Genomic DNA, 18,266 nt, shown 5'->3' on the forward strand with positions numbered 1-18,266 from the left:
GTCAAAGTTTTGAACTTTGACAAAGAGAAGCTATCATATTTGCTATTAGAAAACTTGATTTGCGTTAGACCAGAATCTTTGTCAAAGTTTTGAACTTTGACAAAGAGAAATTACCATTGTTTTAATCTAAATTTGCTTTCAACTAAACCCTTCCTAACCTTGAAAAAAACAAGAATCTACTAATCCTTAATTTTTCTCTCCATCATAGTCCTTGGAATCCTTTCAAGAAAAATCTCTTTCATTCCGTTATGGATAGGCGATTTTCTGTATGCCGTTATGATTTATTTTTTGATGCGAATATTTTTTCCTTTTCAAAAACCCAACATTATACTATTGATTTCCTTAATTACTTGTTACTGTATTGAATTTTTGCAATTATACCAAGGAGAATGGGTGGCAGAACTCAGAAAAACTCTTTTTGGAAGATATGTATTAGGTCAGGGATTTTTATGGTCGGATATTGTGGCTTATACTTTTGGAATTCTTACTGCTTTTATTGTAGAAAGATTTACTTTGAATTTTCTTAATCGAAAGTCTGTGTGATTTTATCAATGTTTAAGCTGTTTGCCATTGCCATAAATATTTGATAATAGGTTCCTTTATTATCGTACAATTCATCGTGAGTTCCTTTTTCGACACATCTTCCTTTTTCTAAAACAATGATATTAGAAGCATCAATTATTTGAGAAATACTATGCGAAATGATAATAACGGTTCTGTCTTTTTTAATCGCATCTAGCGATTTTTTAATTTGTTCCGTTGCGATAGCATCTAAACTTGCTGTTGGTTCATCCAGAAAAATGATGGGTGGATTTTTGAGAAAAAGTCTAGCAATGGCAATTCGCTGTTGTTGCCCGCCTGAAAGCAAATGCGCATCAGAATCGTATCCTTTTGGTAGTTGCATCACTTGTTCATGAATATAAGCTTGTTTTGCCGCTTCGATAACTTCTTCCTGAGAAGCTTCAGGTTTTCCGTATAAAATATTTTCAGCAACCGTTCCTTTAAAAATATGGTTTTTCTGCAGCACCAATCCGATATTTTTACGCAGAAAATCGGTATTATAATCTGTTAAATCCACTCCATCCAATAAAATCTGACCAGATGATGGCAGATAAAATTTATCCAACAAATTAATAATGGTACTTTTTCCGGCGCCACTTAATCCTACCAAAGCAGATGTTTCATTCGGTTTAACCGTAAAATTAATATCAAATAATGCCTGAGTTCCGTTTGGATAAATAAAGTCAACATTTTTAACTTCAATTAATCCGATAATTTTTTCCGGCATATAATCTCCGCTTGTTTCAACCTCTTTTTCTGCTTCCAGAATATCAAAGAAACCTTCGGAATAAATTAAGGCGTCATTTACTTCATCATAAATTCGGTGTAATTGACGAATTGGAGACGAAACATTATTAAACAACATAATATGAAACATAATTGCCCCAATCGTCATTTGATTATTCAACACAAAATAAGCTGTCAGAATTATAATGATTACAACTCCAATCTGTTCGACAAAGCTTTTGATACTTTCAAAAATGAAACTGGTTTTTCGCGTTTCCAGCTGATTTTCGGTCATTTCATACTGAATCTTTTCATGTCGATCCGCTTCTGTTGATTCGCGTACAAAGGATTTAATCACGGTAATCGATTCAATTAAACTGATGATTCCGTTATTCTTGGTTTCCCGATAATTACGCATTCTTCTCCTGAATCCACTTAATCTTGATGCCTGTAACTGGCTAATATAAAAGTAAATCGGAATAATACACAAACTTACCAAGCCTACATAGACATTGGCATAAAACATAATAACCAAAGCCACAAAAGCATTAGCAAATAAAGGAAGAATATCAATAAAAAAGTTTTGGACCAATCGTGTCAAACTGCTAATTCCTGCATCGATTCGGGTTTGCAGTTTTCCACTTTCATTTTCATCAGAAGTATAAAATTCCATTCTATAGCTCAGAATTTTTTCTACTATGGTTTGAGAAATATCACGAGCAATAAAAATACGGAGTTTTTCGCCATAAAATTTCTGACCAAACTGCACAACAGAATTCACTAATTCCTTAGCCAGCAAAACAATACTAATAATTCCCAAAAGATGAAATCCTTTTGATAATGGTTCATGCGCTACCATCAAATTATTGATTGTATCTACCGTGTATTTTAAGATTATGGCATTGACCTGCGCTGCAAATGAACCTAAGAATGTAAGCAATAAAGTAGCAATTACCATCTTTCTGTAGGGTTTTACAAAAGGCAGGATTTTTTTATATAATACCGATAATTACATTTATTTTACTTTTAGGCAGCATATCAAATATAAGAATTCTAAATTTGTGTTGAAAATCATTTAAAAAAACATTAATCCTATGGAACTCGTTTTCGCTTCGAACAACAAAAATAAAATAGCCGAAATTCAAAGTATGCTTCCTGAAAGCATCAAAATACTAAGTTTAGAAGATATTAATTGTTTTGAAGATATTCCTGAAACAGCAGATACTATTGAAGGAAATGCGATTTTGAAGGCCAATTATGTAACACAAAAGTTTGGATACAACTGTTTTGCAGACGATACTGGCTTAGAAGTAGAAGTTTTAAATGGAGAACCTGGTGTTTATTCTGCAAGATATGCAGGCGAACAGAAAAATGCGGATGACAATATGAATAAACTTTTAGACGCATTAAAAGATAAAGAAAACCGAAAAGCCCAATTTAAAACCGTTATTACTTTAAATCTTGACGACAAACAATATTTATTTACCGGAATTGCAAAAGGAGAAATCACCTTAACTAAAACAGGAACAAATGGTTTTGGTTATGACCCAATTTTTAAACCTGAAAATTTCGAGAAAACCTTTGCAGAACTGCCATTGGAGACCAAAAACACTATTGGTCATCGAGGAAAAGCAGTTCACCAACTAATTGATTTTCTGAACAACACAAAATAATTGTTTAAAATACAACATTTTAAGGCTTAAATTTTACATTTCACGACGTGTTTTTTGAGCATTTTCAGTATTTCTCACAAAAAATCATTTTACCAAAATCGTAACTTTTTGATAATCAAATCACAACAAATATATAATTCTTGAAATTGCATTAGTTTATCTGAATAATTAACAGTAATTTTGCACCCTATTTTAAAAACACATATGAATAAATTTGAACAATTAGGATTAAATGAATCGTTACTGAAGGCGATTTTAGATCTAGGATTTGAAAATCCGTCAGAGGTACAGGAAAAGGCGATTCCCCTATTATTGGAAAAAGACACGGATATGGTTGCGTTGGCTCAAACAGGGACAGGGAAAACGGCAGCTTTCGGTTTTCCGCTAATTCAAAAAATTGATGCCGACAACAGAAATACACAAGCATTAGTTTTATCGCCAACACGCGAGTTATGTTTACAGATTACTAACGAACTTAAAAACTACTCTAAATACGAAAAAGGTATTAATGTGGTAGCAGTTTACGGAGGAGCTAGTATAACAGAACAAGCAAGAGAAATAAAGAGAGGAGCGCAAATTATTGTCGCAACTCCAGGAAGAATGCAAGACATGATTAACAGAGGTTTGGTTAACATTAAAAACATAGACTACTGTGTTTTGGATGAGGCTGACGAAATGTTAAACATGGGATTCTATGATGACATTGTATCTATTTTATCAGATACTCCGGATGAAAAAAGCACATGGTTGTTCTCTGCAACTATGCCACAAGAGGTTGCTAGAATTGCTAAACAATTCATGAGCGAACCATTAGAAATCACTGTAGGAACCAAAAACTCTGGTTCATCTACAGTTTCTCACGAATTTTATTTAGTTAATGCTCGTGACCGTTACGAAGCTTTAAAGCGTTTAGCAGATGCCAACCCTGACATTTTCTCTGTAGTTTTCTGTCGTACAAAAAGAGACACTCAAGCTATTGCTGAGAAGTTAATTGAAGATGGATATAGCGCCGCTGCGTTACACGGAGATTTATCTCAAGCGCAACGTGATGGTGTAATGAAATCGTTCCGTGGAAGACAAATTCAGATGCTTGTTGCTACTGACGTTGCGGCACGTGGTATTGATGTTGATAACGTAACTCACGTTGTGAACTACCAATTACCTGACGAGATTGAAACTTACAACCACCGTTCTGGTCGTACTGGTAGAGCTGGAAAATTAGGTACTTCTATTGTAATCGTTACAAAAAGTGAATTACGTAAAATTTCTTCTATCGAGAGAATCATCAAACAAAAATTCGAAGAAAAAACTATTCCTTCTGGAATCGAAATCTGCGAAATTCAGTTGTTGCACTTAGCAAACAAAATTAAAGATACTGAGGTTGATCACGAAATTGACAACTATTTACCAGCAATTAACAATGTTCTTGAAGATTTATCTAAAGAAGAATTGATTAAGAAAATGGTTTCAGTAGAATTTAACCGTTTCATCGCTTATTACAAAAAGAATAGAGATATTTCTGTTCAATCTAGTGAAAGACGTGAAAGAGGTGATTCTGAGCCAAGAGAATTCAATAATAACGGAGCAGTTCGTTATTTTGTAAATATCGGTTCTAGAGATAACTTTGACTGGATGTCATTGAAAGATTACTTGAAAGAAACATTAGATTTAGGTCGTGATGATATCTTTAAAGTAGACGTAAAAGAAGGATTCTCATTCTTCAATACTGATCCACAGCATACAGACAAAGTAATGGACGTTTTAAACAACGTACAATTAGAAGGTCGTCGTATCAATGTTGAGATTTCTAAAAATGATGGCGGTGGAAGACGTGACCACAACAACCGTGGTGGAAGACGTGATTCTGGAAGAAGAGAAGGAAATTTTGCACCAAGACGCGAAGGCGGATTTAGAAGCGATAGAAATTCTTCTAGAGACGGAGGATCTAGAGACGGAGGTTTTAGAAGCGACAGAAACTCATCTTCAAGAAGAGAAGGCGGTTTTAGAAGTTCTGCTCCAAGAAACGAAAATGGAGGTTCAGATAGAGCTCCAAGACGTTCTGAAAACTTTGGCGACAGCTCAAGACCAAGAAGATCAAGAAGAGATTAATCATTCAATTTCTTAAATATAAAATCCCAAATTCCAAACACAATTGGAACTTGGGATTTTTTTTTTATAACTAGAATTTTATTCTCCATAAATGAGTTTTATAATCGAAAACAATACCATTTTATCTTTCGATCCCTTTTCATTACATATAAAAAAGCAATACTGCAGCCTTTGTTAATTTTCTTATAATTAAATTCCAAGACTGCGAGATATTTAATCCCGATTTACTACTTTTAGAGCTTTAAATCAGGATATGAAATATTTCGCAGTTTTCTTTTTTATTCTTATGGCCAACATTGGTTTTGCGCAGGATACGCAGCCTACAGTTCCTCAAAGAGTTTCAGGTTACATTATTAACGACAACAGTAAACAGCCCTTAGCAGGTGTAAACATTATTAATACCAATAAAGTTCGCGGTGCAAAATCTGACGAAAAAGGGTATTTTGAAATTGACGTTCAAGTCAATGATACCCTGCACTTTTCTATTCTTGGTTTCCAATCTCTAAGAATTAGAGTTACGAATGACTGGGTAAAAAACAAAGTAACGCGAATCCAGCTTACTGAAAAAGCAATAGCCTTGGAAGAAGTTATCATTGCTCCATTTACCTTAACTGGATATCTTGAAATCGACTCTAAATTAATCCCTACCAAAGAAAACTATCGTTATAGTATTTCTGGTCTTACACAAGGTTATGAAGCAGGAGAATATGCTCCAAATGCTTTTGGTAAAGTTTTGGGTTCCATCTTTAACCCCGCCGATATGCTCTATAATTTCTTCGGAAAAAATGGTAAAGAGCTCAAGAAATTAAAGGAAATGAAGAAAGACGACACCGTTCGAACGCTTCTAGAATCAAAATACGATCGTGAAACCGTTGCCGTATTATTAGGAATCAGCAAAGACGAAATTCCTGAAATCATGCATCGATGCAACTATTCTGATTCCTTTATTCAAACAGCAAATGATTTACAGATTATGGACGCCATCAGTGCTTGTTATGAACAGTATAAAGTTTTGAAACGAAACTAAAAAAAGTAATCAGTGGTCAGTTTTTTAGTGATCAGTATACATAAAAAAAGGAGTGATTTCACTCCTTTTTTTATAACATCAGTTTTCCTGAACACTGGTTACTAAAAAACTGATCACTAATTTTTAACTGGTATATTCTCAAGAATTTCCAATACAAATTTCCAATATTTCTGAGCAGAAGAAATACTTGCTCTTTCATCTGGAGAATGTGCTCCGTGAATAGTCGGGCCAAAAGAAATCATATCCATATCAGGATAATTTGTTCCTAAAATACCGCATTCAAGACCAGCATGACATGCTACAACTTTTGGTTGTTCTCCGTTTTGTTTTTCGTATATTTCTTTTAAAACTTCCAAAATCTCAGAATTTACATTGGGAGTCCATCCAGGATAAGAGCCTGAAAGTTCTACTTCACATCCAACCAATTCAAAAGCAGAACGTAAAGAATTAGCCAAATCAAATTTCGAAGATTCAACAGAAGAACGTGTTAAACATCCAACCAAAATTTCTCCGTCTTTTACAACTACACGAGCAATATTATTTGAAGTTTCAACCAAATCAGCCATATCAGCGCTCATTTTATACACTCCGTTTTGTGCGGCATAAATTGCTCTGATAATTCCTTCCTGAACACCAAGATCCATTACTTTTTCGGGCAAATCTCCTTTTACGATTTCAATCGTTAAATTGGGTTCAGTTGTTTTATATTCTGCTTTGATATCAGCAATGATTTCCTGCATATCGTATACATAAGCTTCATCAAACATTTGAGAAATAATTACTTTGGCGACACTTTCTCTCGGAATTGCATTTCGAAGACTTCCTCCGTTGATTTCAACAATTTGTAAACCGAAGTTTTCAAATCCGTCAAACAACAAACGATTCATAATTTTATTGGCATTTCCTAAACCTTTATGAATATCCATCCCTGAATGTCCTCCGTTTAGCCCTTTTACTGTAATCGTATATCCAACAGAACCTTCTGGAACTTCCTCTTCATGATACGTTCTTGTAGCTGTTACATCGATTCCTCCAGCACATCCGATATCAATTTCATCATCTTCTTCCGTATCTAAGTTCAATAAAATCTGTCCTTGTAAAATACCTCCTTTAAGATTTAAAGCTCCTGTCATTCCTGTTTCTTCATCAACAGTAAACAAAGCCTCAATTGCTGGATGCGGAATATCTTTGCTTTCTAAAATCGCCATGATAGTTGCTACTCCAAGTCCGTTGTCAGCTCCAAGAGTAGTTCCTTTCGCACGAACCCAATCACCGTCAACATACATATCAATTCCTTGTGTATCGAAATCAAAAACTGTATCTGCATTTTTCTGATGCACCATATCCAAATGTCCTTGCATTACGATTGGCTTACGATTTTCCATTCCAGGAGTTGCAGGTTTTCTGATGATCACGTTTCTGATTTCATCTTCGAAAGTTTCCAAACCTAAGCTGTTTCCAAAGTTTTTCATAAACTCAATTACGCGCTCTTCTTTTTTCGATGGACGCGGAACAGCATTTAAATCTGCGAATTTATTCCAAAGTGCTTTTGGTTCGAGATTTCTTATTTCTTGACTCATTATATTTTGTTTGATGTTTAACAATTAAGAGCCTCAAAGTTACAAAGTTTAATTGCTTTTTTAGCCGCGAATTGCATCAATTAGCACAAATTATAATGGGTCTAAAGTTGTCTTAAAAAACATCTAATTAGACCAGAAATTTAAATATAAAATGAGGATACTTTACAGAGGATACTTTACAGAGGATACTTAGAAGGATTTAATGATGTATTAAAAACAGACATTATATAGACTGTTTTGATTTCCTCATCAATAAAGTAAAAGATAATAAATGGAAATTTTCTAATAGCAAGAGCGCGATAATCCTTGTATCTAATTTCAAAAAAAGGGTTCTTCGCTAATATATTTAAATATTCATCGACGATTTCATAAAAATGTTCGCCCAACCCAACTCGTTTCGAGTCATAATAATCAATTGCATCTTGAATATCAAGAATTGCTCTTGGTTCAATTACAAGATTAAAAATCATTTTTCAGATTTAAATCGTAATTGTTTTTTTGCTTCATCCCAAGGAAGGAAATCATCTACTTTTGAAGTTGATCTTCTTTCATCTAATAAATTTTTCATTTCTTCAGTCATAGAAAATTCATTAATCACAGTTTCGTAATTAAATTTTTCAATTAACTGCATAAAGAAAGACAATTCATTATCTGGAATATTTAAAGTAATTTGTGTCATTTTTTCCTTATTATTGAATAACAAATTTACAAAAAATAATATCAACCCATTTTTTAATTATTATTTTTATAAAAACCAAAACTGTGAAATCAAAATACATACTTTCCCTATTTCTTTTATTTCAAATTATCTTTTTAAGAATCCTAAGATATTTTCCGGATTATGTCGAAGGATTCTACAGCAATAATCTCTTTTTTAGAATTTCGCACTTTTCGAGAATAGCTTTAGGAAAAATTCCTTTTTCTCTTGGCGATTGTATTTATGCCATTTTAATTTTATCTATAATTGGATGGTTTTGGAAAATCAGAAAAACATGGAGAACAGATTGGAAAGACAATCTTTTGACAATCTTAGGAAAAATTTCTGTTTTTTACTTTTTCTTCCATTTCCTTTGGGCTTTCAACTATTATCGCAAACCTCTCTTTGAAAAGATGGAAATTAAAAGAGAGTATTCAGATGCTGATCTTTATGTTTTTACAAAAAGGTTAATAGTAAAAACAAATGAAATTCAACTTGCCATTACAAAGAATAAGAGTGAAAAAATTGTGTTTCCATATACTCAAAAAGAATCTTTTGATATGATTTTGAACGGTTATAATAATTTGGCAAACGAATATCCATATTTCAAATATGAAACTTTAAGCGTAAAAAAATCTTTATTCAGCGTTCCTTTAACTTATATGGGGTTTGGTGGTTATTTAAATCCGTTTACGAATGAAGCACAGATAAACTATTTACTTCCAATGTATAATTTCCCAGTCACCACTTCGCATGAAATGGCGCATCAAATTGGTTATGCCAGTGAAAATGAATGTAACTTTATTGGTGTTTTGGCTTCAGTTAAAAATGATAATTTATATTACCAATATTCTGGATACAGTTTTGTGTTGCGTTATTGTTTAGGAATCTGGAAATACAAAAATGAGAAGGTTTTTAATCAACTAAAGAAAACAGTTCATCCCGGAATTTTGAAAAACTACAAAGAAAGTGAAGATTTCTGGAAAAAATACGACACTTTTATAGATGAAGGCTTTCATTTTCTCTATGATAATTTCTTAAAATCAAACAATCAGAAAGATGGAATGGAAAGCTACAGTAAGTTTTTAGATCTAATGATTAATTATTACAAGGACAGAAAACTTTAACGTTTAAATACCTAACAGGTTTTGAAAACCTGTTAGGTATTTTTTTTTATCAAGGTAAAACCTCAATTTCTAAACCAGAATTCCAATTTCTGTGCTCATTTTCATAATATAAATAAGCTGAAGAAGCAATACCTTTATAGTTGCCAGGAACAACGGCTTTAAAATCTATATTTACTTTTCTTATTTCTTTGGCGTTTAATTTTCTAAAATAAAACACTAATTCACTTCCGAAAATTTCATAATAATCAACTATATTTTTATCGATCAATTCTTTTAACTGCCAAGGTTCTGGTGTTAATCCGCCAGGGATTCCAATTCTTGCAATAGGGTTCGAAACTTCTGAAAAACTGGTATTTTGCACCTCAACTTCAACTCTCGCCGTTTCGCTAGTTTTTATTTCAGTTTTTAGAGTTTTACTTTTTAAAACTAATTTACAGTCTTTTGAATTATTAGGTTTATAGCTTTGATATTGAACATACAGCAAATAAGGTATTGGACTTTGCTCTGGAATTTGAATTGAAAAACTATTATTTCCAGAGTTGACCTTTAAATCTTTTAAAATTACATTTCCGTTCTTGTCTTTTGAGCTAAGCGCTACCAATTCGTTATTGAGACTCATTACTAGATCCTCAGAAAGTACAGAAGTAACTCCCATACTAATTTTAGCATATTCAGTAATACATTTTAAAGCCAATGCTGTTGCCTGTGTCGATCCAAATCCATACACTGTTTTTGCTGACTGAATGTAATCTAAAACATCAGAAACCTCTTTGGTCAGCTGTTTTTCTTTAAGCAAAGCCAGACCATAAAGCGATACAATTTCCATATTCATCGATTTGCCATAACTATGAATAACAGATTGTTGTGCTTTCAAATTTTCGAATCCATTTTTTTTGATCTCGTTTTTTATCAAAACCATTAACTCCTTGTATTGATTTATTTTATTCAGATTATACGAAGCCAAAGCCATCAAATTCATTCGGTACAAATCATTGCTTTTCAATGCTTCTTTTAATGCTGCGTCATATTGCTGTTCTATATTCCCATTTCCTATCTCAGACAAAACATATACGATATAAGCATTATTAACCTCATATCTTATTCCTGAAAAACCATATCTGCCTGGATTTTGTTTAAAACCGCCTTTGTCGTCTTTTCTCGAGTCAATCCATTTCATTGATCTTTCAATTAATTTCTGGTCAACATTAATGAATTCTTTCATTTCATTAAACTGCAGTAAACCATAAACTGTTAATGCTTCATTGCCAGGATTTCCTCCATACCACTCAAATCCACCGTCTTTAGATTCGTAGTTTTTCAACTTCTGATAACCGTTTTCTAAATACTGCATGGCTCTTTTCTTGAATTCTGGAGAAATACTTTTAAATTTCATCAGCTGCATGGCCATGATGTTCGGATAATTGCTGGACGAAACCTGCTCAAAACAGCCGTAAGGTTCTCTCATCATGCTTTCTAAACCGTCAAAAATGGATGAAAACGGATTGTAAAACAATTTAAATCCAGTTTCTATAGAACCTGGAATTGGATCGCTGATAAAAAAATCTTTTTTTTGAGAATTCATTCCAGAAACATCCACATTAGCTGGAAATCCTTTAGTATAAACATCAATTTCTTTTCTAATCTGGGTCTTATAATTGTCTCCTATTAAATTAATTTCTAACGGAAGTTTTTTTCCTGTTTCGCTTGCAGTAAATGAAACATAAATTGTTTTAGATTCATTGGGTTTTAAAAATAGGTTTTCTTCTGAGAAATTGATTTTTCGTTTATTAAATGAAACCCCGCATTGTAAATTCAAACCTAAATTAGTGTTGTTTTTCAACCAAATCGGAAGCATAATAACATCTTCATTCGAAGCATAAATGGGAACTTTAACATCACTTTGGATCAACTCTTTTACAGCAAAAGCAGTTTCCGATTTTCCTAAATCTCCTTTATATGAAGTCCCTTCTGCCAGAATTTTAAATGACGTATTATCATCAGAAGTGTAGAATTCAAAAACAGCTTCCCCTTTATTATTGGTTTGAACAACAGAGTTCCAATAAATACAGCTTCTAAAATCTGTTTTTTTCTCTGTAATTGTAGTTCCATACTTTGGTACATAAAAACCTTCTGCTTCATTAATATTTTTTACTTCCGATCTGTTTATATTCTGAAAAGTATAATGATGGCGTTTTCCAACAATTATCTTGCTTCTGTATATTTTATTTTTTGTTGTAACCAGAATGACTCCATAAGCACCATTAGATCCGTACAAAGCCGTTGCCGACGCATCTTTCAAAACAGTAACAGATTGAATGGAAGCTGCGGGAAAGCTTCCAAAAATCGATGAATTCTCGTTGTTAACATACGGAACTCCATCAATGACAATTAAAGGCTGGCCTCCTGATCTGCTACCATAAACAGAACTCAATCCTCTTATCAATACTTTATCTGCAGAACCGGTCTGTCCTGTAGAAGAAGTTATCTGCAATCCGGTCACTCTGCCATTTAGCGCTGTACTATATATTTCTTGCGCACTAATGGTCATAACGGAACCCGTAATATCTTTTTTCTTCTGCATTCCGTATCCCACTACTACAACTTCATTTAAAGATTGGTTATCAGAATCTAAAGAAACAGAATTACCTGTAACATTTACTTCTTTTTTAAAAGATTCGGCAGTTTCTTTATAATCGTAATTAATGTCTGAAGTCACATTATTAGAAAGTGTATCCTTCATTTTTAGGAATTCCTGCGCATTGGAAATGGAATTTTTCATTACATACCTGCGATTCTTTTTACCATCGACTATTAAATAGGCCAAATCTGTAAAATGTACTTTGCTGAATTGAAAATAACCACTAGAATTACTTTTTGTTTCAAATGCTTTTCCTTTGTCCGTAAATAAAAAAACTTTTAAAGTTGCAGGTTTTCCTTTATCATTTAAAATAAAACCTTCGATACTATTATTTTTTTCAGGTTCTATTTTATTGGTTTCAAGTAACAGTTTCTGAAGGTTCTTTTGATTGAATTTTCTCCATCCATGTGTGTTCAAAAGCAGGTCAATAGCTTCTTCGCGTTCTTCGTTTTTTTTATTTTCATCAAAATAAAACCTTGGTTCATGAATTTTTCCCTTCAGCTCAAAACCTAAAAGCATCCATGATAAAATATTGTCCTGTTTATCGTCTATATAAGTCAAAAGCTTTGAATCTACTACAGAAACAGAAAGATTGGATGCAATTGGCAAATTATTTTTATCTTTTGTTATAACTGAAACTTTTACCTTCTCTCTTGGCAGATAGGTATCTTTATCTGTCTTTATTTCTATCTTCAATCCGTCCTGATAATTAAGAAAAACGAGTCTTTCTGCCACAATCTGATCTTCCACCATTAGCGAAAAAGACTGAATTCCAACTGGAAAATCTTTTGTTTCTACAGTAATAGAATTCCAACCCAGTTTTAAACTTACATCTATCGTTTTATAAATCTTAGCTGTATTTCTAACCAACATTTTAGATTGCATGGCTACAGGTGCATAAATATTTACCACAACATTCTGAGGATTCTTCTGTGTATTAACTACAAAAAGATTTTTTTCTGCTTTGGGAAGCGCTATTTTCTCTGCTGACTGAAAAGGAGAAGTTACAACGGCATAATACTGTTTGTTTTCCATGCTTTTTAAAATCAAATTTCCCATTCCGTCATGAATGCTCTTAAATTCACTGATTTTTGTTCCTTTTTCATCTTCTATAAAACCTGCAACATCCATTGGAAGTCCAAATTCATTTTTAGCAATAAAAAATAAAGATGATGATTCATTTGCCACTAGATTACCACTTTCTGGTAAAAACTGCAGATCAATAAAATTCAAATTAATAGGAATCGAACGTGTTACAGATTCTTTGAAATTATCGTAATCCAGCATTACATTTAAAATTCCGTCATTTGATGTCAAATCAGCTGGAAGCTTAAAACGTACTACAGCTTTGCCTAAATCATCTGTCTTTCCTTTAAATGAATCTATCTTCTTTCCCGATATGAAAATGTCATAAGTAAAATCATAGTTTTTTATCGGCTGGTTTTCCAGATTTTTCAAATCAAAATCGGCCTCGCAAACTTCCCCTCTTCCATAGGCTTTTTTCTTAAAATCAAGTGTCATTAAAATTCTTGGAGCAACTACTTTTTGCACAAAAAATGTTTTCTCGAATATATTTTCAAGCGTTTGGTTTTGTATCCTGGTATAAGCTCTAATTTTATACATTCCAGAAACGGCTGTTTCGGGAATTTTATAGGAACCCGCTGCACTTCCATTTTCAATTACATAACATTGAGAGACTATTTTTTTATTACTGCCATCCAATAAATCAACATAAAGATATTCACTTAAACCTGAAGGACTATTATCTGCTTCGGTAATAAAACCTGTAAAATAAACCGTTTCATTAGGCGTATAAAGTACATTGTTCAATTGAAGATAAACTTTCTCGGTAACCGATTTTTTGTAAGCAGTATTCCAGTCTTTTTCTGTTTTCTGCGCCCAAGTTGTTTGAAACAGAACAAACAATACTATATATTTAATATTTTTCATTTACTTAAAATTTAATAGTTAAAGAAGTTCCAAAACTTCTCATCATAGGCGAATTGAAATAATCTAAACCATTGGTTTCAATAGAGCTAAACATTGAATTATTACCAAATGCCGATTTGCTTTTGGCTATTACAAAGGCATTATTAACAAAGAGCGAAATCTTAAAACTGCATATATCGTTATAATCTCTGAAATCTTTTGAATAGGACAAACTAATGGTACTAAGTCTTAAATAGGTGGCGTCTTCGATAGCATCTTCTGCAACACCATCAATACCATATCGTGCCCAGCGGTTTTGTTCAACTGGAAGATTTACATCATAAAATGAAACAGCTTTTGCGTTTACAGCACCTGCAGCAGTTACTCCGTCAAAAATATAATTAGCAACATATCGCTGTTCGCCAGTCAAATCAGACTTTCCGTAATAATTTAAAGTCTGCTGTGTACCGTTCCAGATTTTTCCGCCTTGACTCCAATCAAAAACAAAATCAAATGTGAATCTTTTATATCTTACAGTATTCGAAAAACCGACTACAAAATCAGGATTTGGATCTCCCAAAATTTGTGGCTCTGGATTTTTGATAGGAAAGCCATCTGCATCAATTATCATATTCTGATTCGCATCTCTTAAATAGCTGCTTCCGACAATAACTCCCAGCGGTTGACCTACTATGTAGTTTTTATTGACATCTGCAAAACCAGCAAACGGAATTCTTGTCTGGCTGTTTTCTAAAGCTGTGACTTTATTTCGGTAATAAGTGAAATTTAAATTAAAACCGTATGTAAACGACTTTCCTGAATAAATGTTTCGATCGACGCCAAATTCAATTCCGCTTTGTTTATAATTTACTTCTGGCGACCATTCTGCTGTATTTGAAAACAAAACAGGTACATATAAATTTTCTATCTTTTTATGGTAATAATTAAAACTAAGGTTCCATCTGTAATTTAATCTGAAATTCAAATCAATAGAACTCATGTCTTCTGTTGTCGCTACTGCATTTTTTTGGGTAATCAATTCGTGATTATTTTGAAGCTGTTTGAATTCATTTACTTGATAAAACAAAGAATTAAAATTTAAGTTATTATTCTGCAATAAAGGTTCATTTTCTGTATGACCATGTCCTATTTTTATTGACAACTTATCATTAAAAAGCCTATTTAATTCAGCCGATACAAAGTAGCCTGGAAGGAAATTACTTTTAACTGTTGAAGAATAATTCAAATTTGAACTTGCTTTTAAAACAAGTTCATCATAATAAGAAAATATATCCCTAAAAATATAGGAACCGTTTATATTGGTTAAAACTTCAAATCTTTGCTGTGAAATGTCCATTATACTTTGGATATCACTTTGATAAGGAAAATTATTAATAGTAGAATATCCGCTGAAATAATGTCTTGCCAACGCTCTTTTCTGGAATCTAAAATCTACTTTCGATTCAATAAAGGCTCGATAACTAAAAGTATATTTGTATATATCAGAAACTGAAGCGCTCTTAAAATCTTCGGTTCTTTTATTGAAATTTGGTTCTGTTATTCCAGCAGCATAAAAACTTTGGCCATTTGTATTTTTGATTTCTGATGACTGAAAAACAGTATTAAAAGTATTCGAAATTTTATTCTTAGAATAAACATGATTAAAATTAAAAGAATAGGTTTTACTTTTATTAGTATCTAAATTATTGTGGATTAAGAAGTACGGATTATTTTCTGTTGCTGCATAACTTCTTTGCTGTCCATTTTCTAAAGCTGATGCCCATTTATTGTCAAAATGAACTGGCGTAACGGAATTAGCAAAAAAGACTTTGTTCATTCCAAAATTGGCATTTGAAAAATTGTTTTCAAAATTATTAAACGATAGAGAACCTTCAATTTTACTGTTTTCTGAAGTATTTCTAAAATATTTTAACGATGTGCTAATCTCATTATTTCGCGTATCTGGAACAACAATATTTCCTGTTTTGTAAGCAAAATTTACTTTTAAATAATTCCCTTTTGGACTTTCAATCTGAGCATTAAAAACGGTTTTGCTTTCTTCTCCATCTTGATAAAAATTATTTGGATTATATCGAGTAAGTGGAGCAGCTGTAGCAGAAAATCTGTTTACTATATCTCCCTGAGGATAATATTGAGAGCTATTTTGAGAATATTGTAAAGTGTTGACATTTGGTCCCCAACTGAAGATTTCATTCGTTTCAGGCGACTGATAAGTTAATTCTCCGTTAAGACTTCTTCCTTGAGCAAAAAACTGCTGATACCGAGGAAGTCGGAATGGAGTTGAAACAATATACTCTTGATTTATCTCAAAAGCTGCTTTATGGAGCTGGTATTTATTTTTAGTTTTATAGAAACCATCCGGCTGTCTAATTATTTTTACAATTTCCTGACGCTCTAAGTTTGGCAATAGATTTAAGTCAAAATATCCCGAAGATTTTGATTTCTTTACAGAATCTGAAGGCTTCTTTAACTTTTCAAGATAATCAGAACTGATTATCTGCACCACTCTTCCGTCATTTTTTGTTAGATTAGAATTACCTACTCTGATAATTTTGTTTTTCATTCCCACCATAGAAATCTGCAGTTGCTCACCACTGGTGGCTTCTATAACGTAATTTCCGTCAAAATCAGATTGAGTACATCTGGATGTACCAAGAACACAAATCGTCGCCCCCGGAATTGGCATACCATTCTCGTTGATATTCCCTCTGTAAATTGTTTGCGAAAAACTGGCTGTGGTTATAAGAAGTAAGAGTAATAGTTTTTTCATTTCGGTTAGTTGTTTTTTATATAGAGAACCATTTTTTGCAAAAGGTTGGGAACAATTAAAAAAAAACAAGAATAATACTAATATTTTTATTTCGCATATTTTTTTTATTTTTAAAGCTGTAACAAAATTGGTTGCAGTACTACTAATACAAATATGAGCGAAAATCTAGAACAGTCATTTGTTGCGCAATTGCAGGCAAATCAGAATATAATCCACAAGATTTGTAGATTATATACTGATAATGAAGACGCTCATAAAGATTTATTCCAGGAAATCACTATTCAGCTTTGGAAAGCTTATCCAAAATTTAGAGGAGACAGCAAATTTTCTACTTGGACGTATCGTGTGGCTTTAAATACCGCGATTACGTTGTACCGCAAAACCAAAAGAACAATATCTACCGTAGATTATGAAAGTCACCAGCATTTTGTTCGAGATGTTGATTACAACTATGAAGAAGAAGAACAGATAAAATTGATGTATAAGGCTGTTTACCAGCTTAACGACATCGAAAAAGCATTAGTTTTTATGTATTTAGAAGACAAAGATTATCAAGAAATAGCCGAAACCTTAGGAATCAGCGAAGTGAATGCACGAGTGAAAATGAACAGAATTAAAGGGAAACTTAAAAAAATACTAAATCCTTAAAAATTATTATGAAAGAACTGGATTTACTAAAAAAAGACTGGCAAAAGAACTCGGGTTCTTTTCAACAAATTTCTGAAACTGAAATCTATAAAATGATTCACAGAAAATCATCTTCTATTGTAAAATGGATTTTGATTATCAGTATTTTGGAAATTTCATTTTGGACTTTTTCAAATATATTTATCAATACAGATGATGTTCTAAGAAAAATGAACCATCCTGAAATTGTAACAGCTTTAGAGTTTCTAACCTACTTTAATTATGTTGTAGTTTTAATATTCGTTTATATCTTCTATAAAAATTACAGAACCATTTCGACCACAATAGCTACAAAATCTTTAATGAGCGCTATTCTAAAGACAAGAAAAACGGTTCAATATTATGTTTGGTACAATTTGGGAATGATTGTAATAACAGCCATTTTAAGCTTTTTTGTTGCCTTTGTTTACAATCCGGATATGGAGTTTCTTAGAGATAAATTAGCCATGAATGGAAGAGCTATGTTTGTTACAATAGGCATCTTGTTTTTAGTAATTTTAGGTTTCTTCGGATTGTTCTGGTGTTTCTACAGAATCATTTATGGAACACTTTTGAGAAGATTATATGCAAATTATAAAGAGCTGAAGAAGATAGATTTTTAAGATTCTGAGGTTCTAAGTTGCTAAGATTCTAAGTTTTTTTTAGCTTGATTATAGCTTCTTGCAAACGAAGCTTCGACTCCTCTCAGCCTGACAATTTTGAAACAAATCTTAAAATCTAT

The 18,266-nt window shown here is 32.5% G+C and carries 13 protein-coding genes; 7 read left to right on the forward strand and 6 right to left on the reverse strand.

What is annotated here, in order from left to right:
- Nucleotides 1-240: 240 nt before the first annotated feature.
- The gene (locus BM289_RS05085; RefSeq protein WP_262489167.1) at nucleotides 241-543 is read left to right on the forward strand and encodes a ribosomal maturation YjgA family protein; all 303 of its coding nucleotides are present in this window, start codon (nucleotides 241-243) and stop codon (nucleotides 541-543) included.
- Here the strand turns inward: BM289_RS05085 and BM289_RS05090 are convergent.
- Nucleotides 524-2,245 (reverse strand): ABC transporter ATP-binding protein, encoded by a 1,722-nt coding sequence (locus BM289_RS05090; protein ID WP_208610231.1) that lies wholly within the window; start codon nucleotides 2,243-2,245, stop codon nucleotides 524-526. The two genes, BM289_RS05085 and BM289_RS05090, sit on opposite strands and share 20 nt — an antisense overlap.
- 136 nt (nucleotides 2,246-2,381) lie before the next feature.
- Between BM289_RS05090 and BM289_RS05095 the strand changes: the two genes are divergently transcribed.
- The 3 genes from BM289_RS05095 to BM289_RS05105 all read left to right on the forward strand — a co-directional run bounded on the left by BM289_RS05095 (nucleotide 2,382) and on the right by BM289_RS05105 (nucleotide 6,096).
- A complete protein-coding gene (locus BM289_RS05095) occupies nucleotides 2,382-2,960 on the forward strand; it encodes a non-canonical purine NTP diphosphatase (RefSeq protein ID WP_091491366.1) in 579 nt (192 codons plus the stop codon).
- A gap of 204 nt (nucleotides 2,961-3,164) precedes the next feature.
- Nucleotides 3,165-5,069 carry a DEAD/DEAH box helicase gene (locus tag BM289_RS05100; protein ID WP_091491367.1) on the forward strand — a complete coding sequence of 635 codons (1,905 nt, stop codon included), beginning with the start codon at nucleotides 3,165-3,167 and terminating at the stop codon, nucleotides 5,067-5,069.
- Nucleotides 5,070-5,322: 253 nt separating this feature from the next.
- The gene (locus BM289_RS05105; protein WP_091491369.1) at nucleotides 5,323-6,096 is read left to right on the forward strand and encodes a carboxypeptidase-like regulatory domain-containing protein; all 774 of its coding nucleotides are present in this window, start codon (nucleotides 5,323-5,325) and stop codon (nucleotides 6,094-6,096) included.
- A gap of 116 nt (nucleotides 6,097-6,212) precedes the next feature.
- Here the strand turns inward: BM289_RS05105 and BM289_RS05110 are convergent, their stop codons facing one another.
- The 3 genes from BM289_RS05110 to BM289_RS05120 all read right to left on the reverse strand — a co-directional run bounded on the left by BM289_RS05110 (nucleotide 6,213) and on the right by BM289_RS05120 (nucleotide 8,355).
- Complete coding sequence (locus BM289_RS05110) at nucleotides 6,213-7,676, reverse strand: aminoacyl-histidine dipeptidase (protein WP_091491370.1); 1,464 nt, start codon at nucleotides 7,674-7,676, stop codon at nucleotides 6,213-6,215.
- A gap of 176 nt (nucleotides 7,677-7,852) precedes the next feature.
- Nucleotides 7,853-8,146, reverse strand: a complete 294-nt coding sequence (locus BM289_RS05115; protein ID WP_091491372.1) for a type II toxin-antitoxin system RelE/ParE family toxin — start codon at nucleotides 8,144-8,146, stop codon at nucleotides 7,853-7,855.
- Nucleotides 8,143-8,355, reverse strand: coding sequence for a hypothetical protein (locus tag BM289_RS05120; RefSeq protein ID WP_091491373.1), 213 nt, complete (start codon nucleotides 8,353-8,355; stop codon nucleotides 8,143-8,145). The genes BM289_RS05115 and BM289_RS05120 overlap by 4 nt, the downstream gene beginning before the upstream one ends.
- An 83-nt stretch (nucleotides 8,356-8,438) precedes the next feature.
- Here BM289_RS05120 and BM289_RS05125 point away from each other — a divergent pair, with 83 nt between their 5' ends.
- Nucleotides 8,439-9,500 (forward strand): DUF3810 domain-containing protein, encoded by a 1,062-nt coding sequence (locus BM289_RS05125; RefSeq protein WP_091491375.1) that lies wholly within the window; start codon nucleotides 8,439-8,441, stop codon nucleotides 9,498-9,500.
- A 49-nt stretch (nucleotides 9,501-9,549) separates the two neighbouring features.
- On the opposite strand, the gene BM289_RS05130 is transcribed toward BM289_RS05125, so the two are convergent.
- Both BM289_RS05130 and BM289_RS05135 read right to left on the reverse strand, forming a co-directional pair.
- Entirely contained in the window at nucleotides 9,550-14,088 is a 4,539-nt protein-coding gene (locus BM289_RS05130; RefSeq protein WP_091491376.1) for a TonB-dependent receptor plug domain-containing protein, read from the reverse strand.
- Between the two features lie 4 nt (nucleotides 14,089-14,092).
- Nucleotides 14,093-16,858: a carboxypeptidase-like regulatory domain-containing protein gene (locus BM289_RS05135; RefSeq protein ID WP_091491378.1), complete on the reverse strand. Its 2,766-nt coding sequence runs from the start codon at nucleotides 16,856-16,858 to the stop codon at nucleotides 14,093-14,095.
- A 153-nt stretch (nucleotides 16,859-17,011) separates the two neighbouring features.
- On the opposite strand from BM289_RS05135, the gene BM289_RS05140 reads away from it, so the two are divergent.
- Nucleotides 17,012-17,506, forward strand: a complete 495-nt coding sequence (locus BM289_RS05140; protein WP_091491379.1) for an RNA polymerase sigma factor — start codon at nucleotides 17,012-17,014, stop codon at nucleotides 17,504-17,506.
- 8 nt (nucleotides 17,507-17,514) lie between these two features.
- Nucleotides 17,515-18,147, forward strand: a complete 633-nt coding sequence (locus BM289_RS05145; RefSeq protein ID WP_091491381.1) for a hypothetical protein — start codon at nucleotides 17,515-17,517, stop codon at nucleotides 18,145-18,147.
- Nucleotides 18,148-18,266 lie beyond the last annotated feature (119 nt).

This window comes from Flavobacterium phragmitis, assembly GCF_900112575.1.
In the GTDB taxonomy this organism is placed as follows: domain Bacteria; phylum Bacteroidota; class Bacteroidia; order Flavobacteriales; family Flavobacteriaceae; genus Flavobacterium; species Flavobacterium phragmitis.

Coding starts and splice junctions, on each gene's coding strand:
- BM289_RS05090 (WP_208610231.1), bottom strand. CDS start 2,245: ATGGTAATTGCTACTTTATTGCTTACATTCTTAGGTTCATTTGCAGCG.
- BM289_RS05095 (WP_091491366.1), top strand. CDS start 2,382: ATGGAACTCGTTTTCGCTTCGAACAACAAAAATAAAATAGCCGAAATT.
- BM289_RS05100 (WP_091491367.1), top strand. CDS start 3,165: ATGAATAAATTTGAACAATTAGGATTAAATGAATCGTTACTGAAGGCG.
- BM289_RS05105 (WP_091491369.1), top strand. CDS start 5,323: ATGAAATATTTCGCAGTTTTCTTTTTTATTCTTATGGCCAACATTGGT.
- BM289_RS05110 (WP_091491370.1), bottom strand. CDS start 7,676: ATGAGTCAAGAAATAAGAAATCTCGAACCAAAAGCACTTTGGAATAAA.
- BM289_RS05115 (WP_091491372.1), bottom strand. CDS start 8,146: ATGATTTTTAATCTTGTAATTGAACCAAGAGCAATTCTTGATATTCAA.
- BM289_RS05120 (WP_091491373.1), bottom strand. CDS start 8,355: ATGACACAAATTACTTTAAATATTCCAGATAATGAATTGTCTTTCTTT.
- BM289_RS05130 (WP_091491376.1), bottom strand. CDS start 14,088: ATGAAAAATATTAAATATATAGTATTGTTTGTTCTGTTTCAAACAACT.
- BM289_RS05135 (WP_091491378.1), bottom strand. CDS start 16,858: ATGAAAAAACTATTACTCTTACTTCTTATAACCACAGCCAGTTTTTCG.
- BM289_RS05140 (WP_091491379.1), top strand. CDS start 17,012: ATGAGCGAAAATCTAGAACAGTCATTTGTTGCGCAATTGCAGGCAAAT.
- BM289_RS05145 (WP_091491381.1), top strand. CDS start 17,515: ATGAAAGAACTGGATTTACTAAAAAAAGACTGGCAAAAGAACTCGGGT.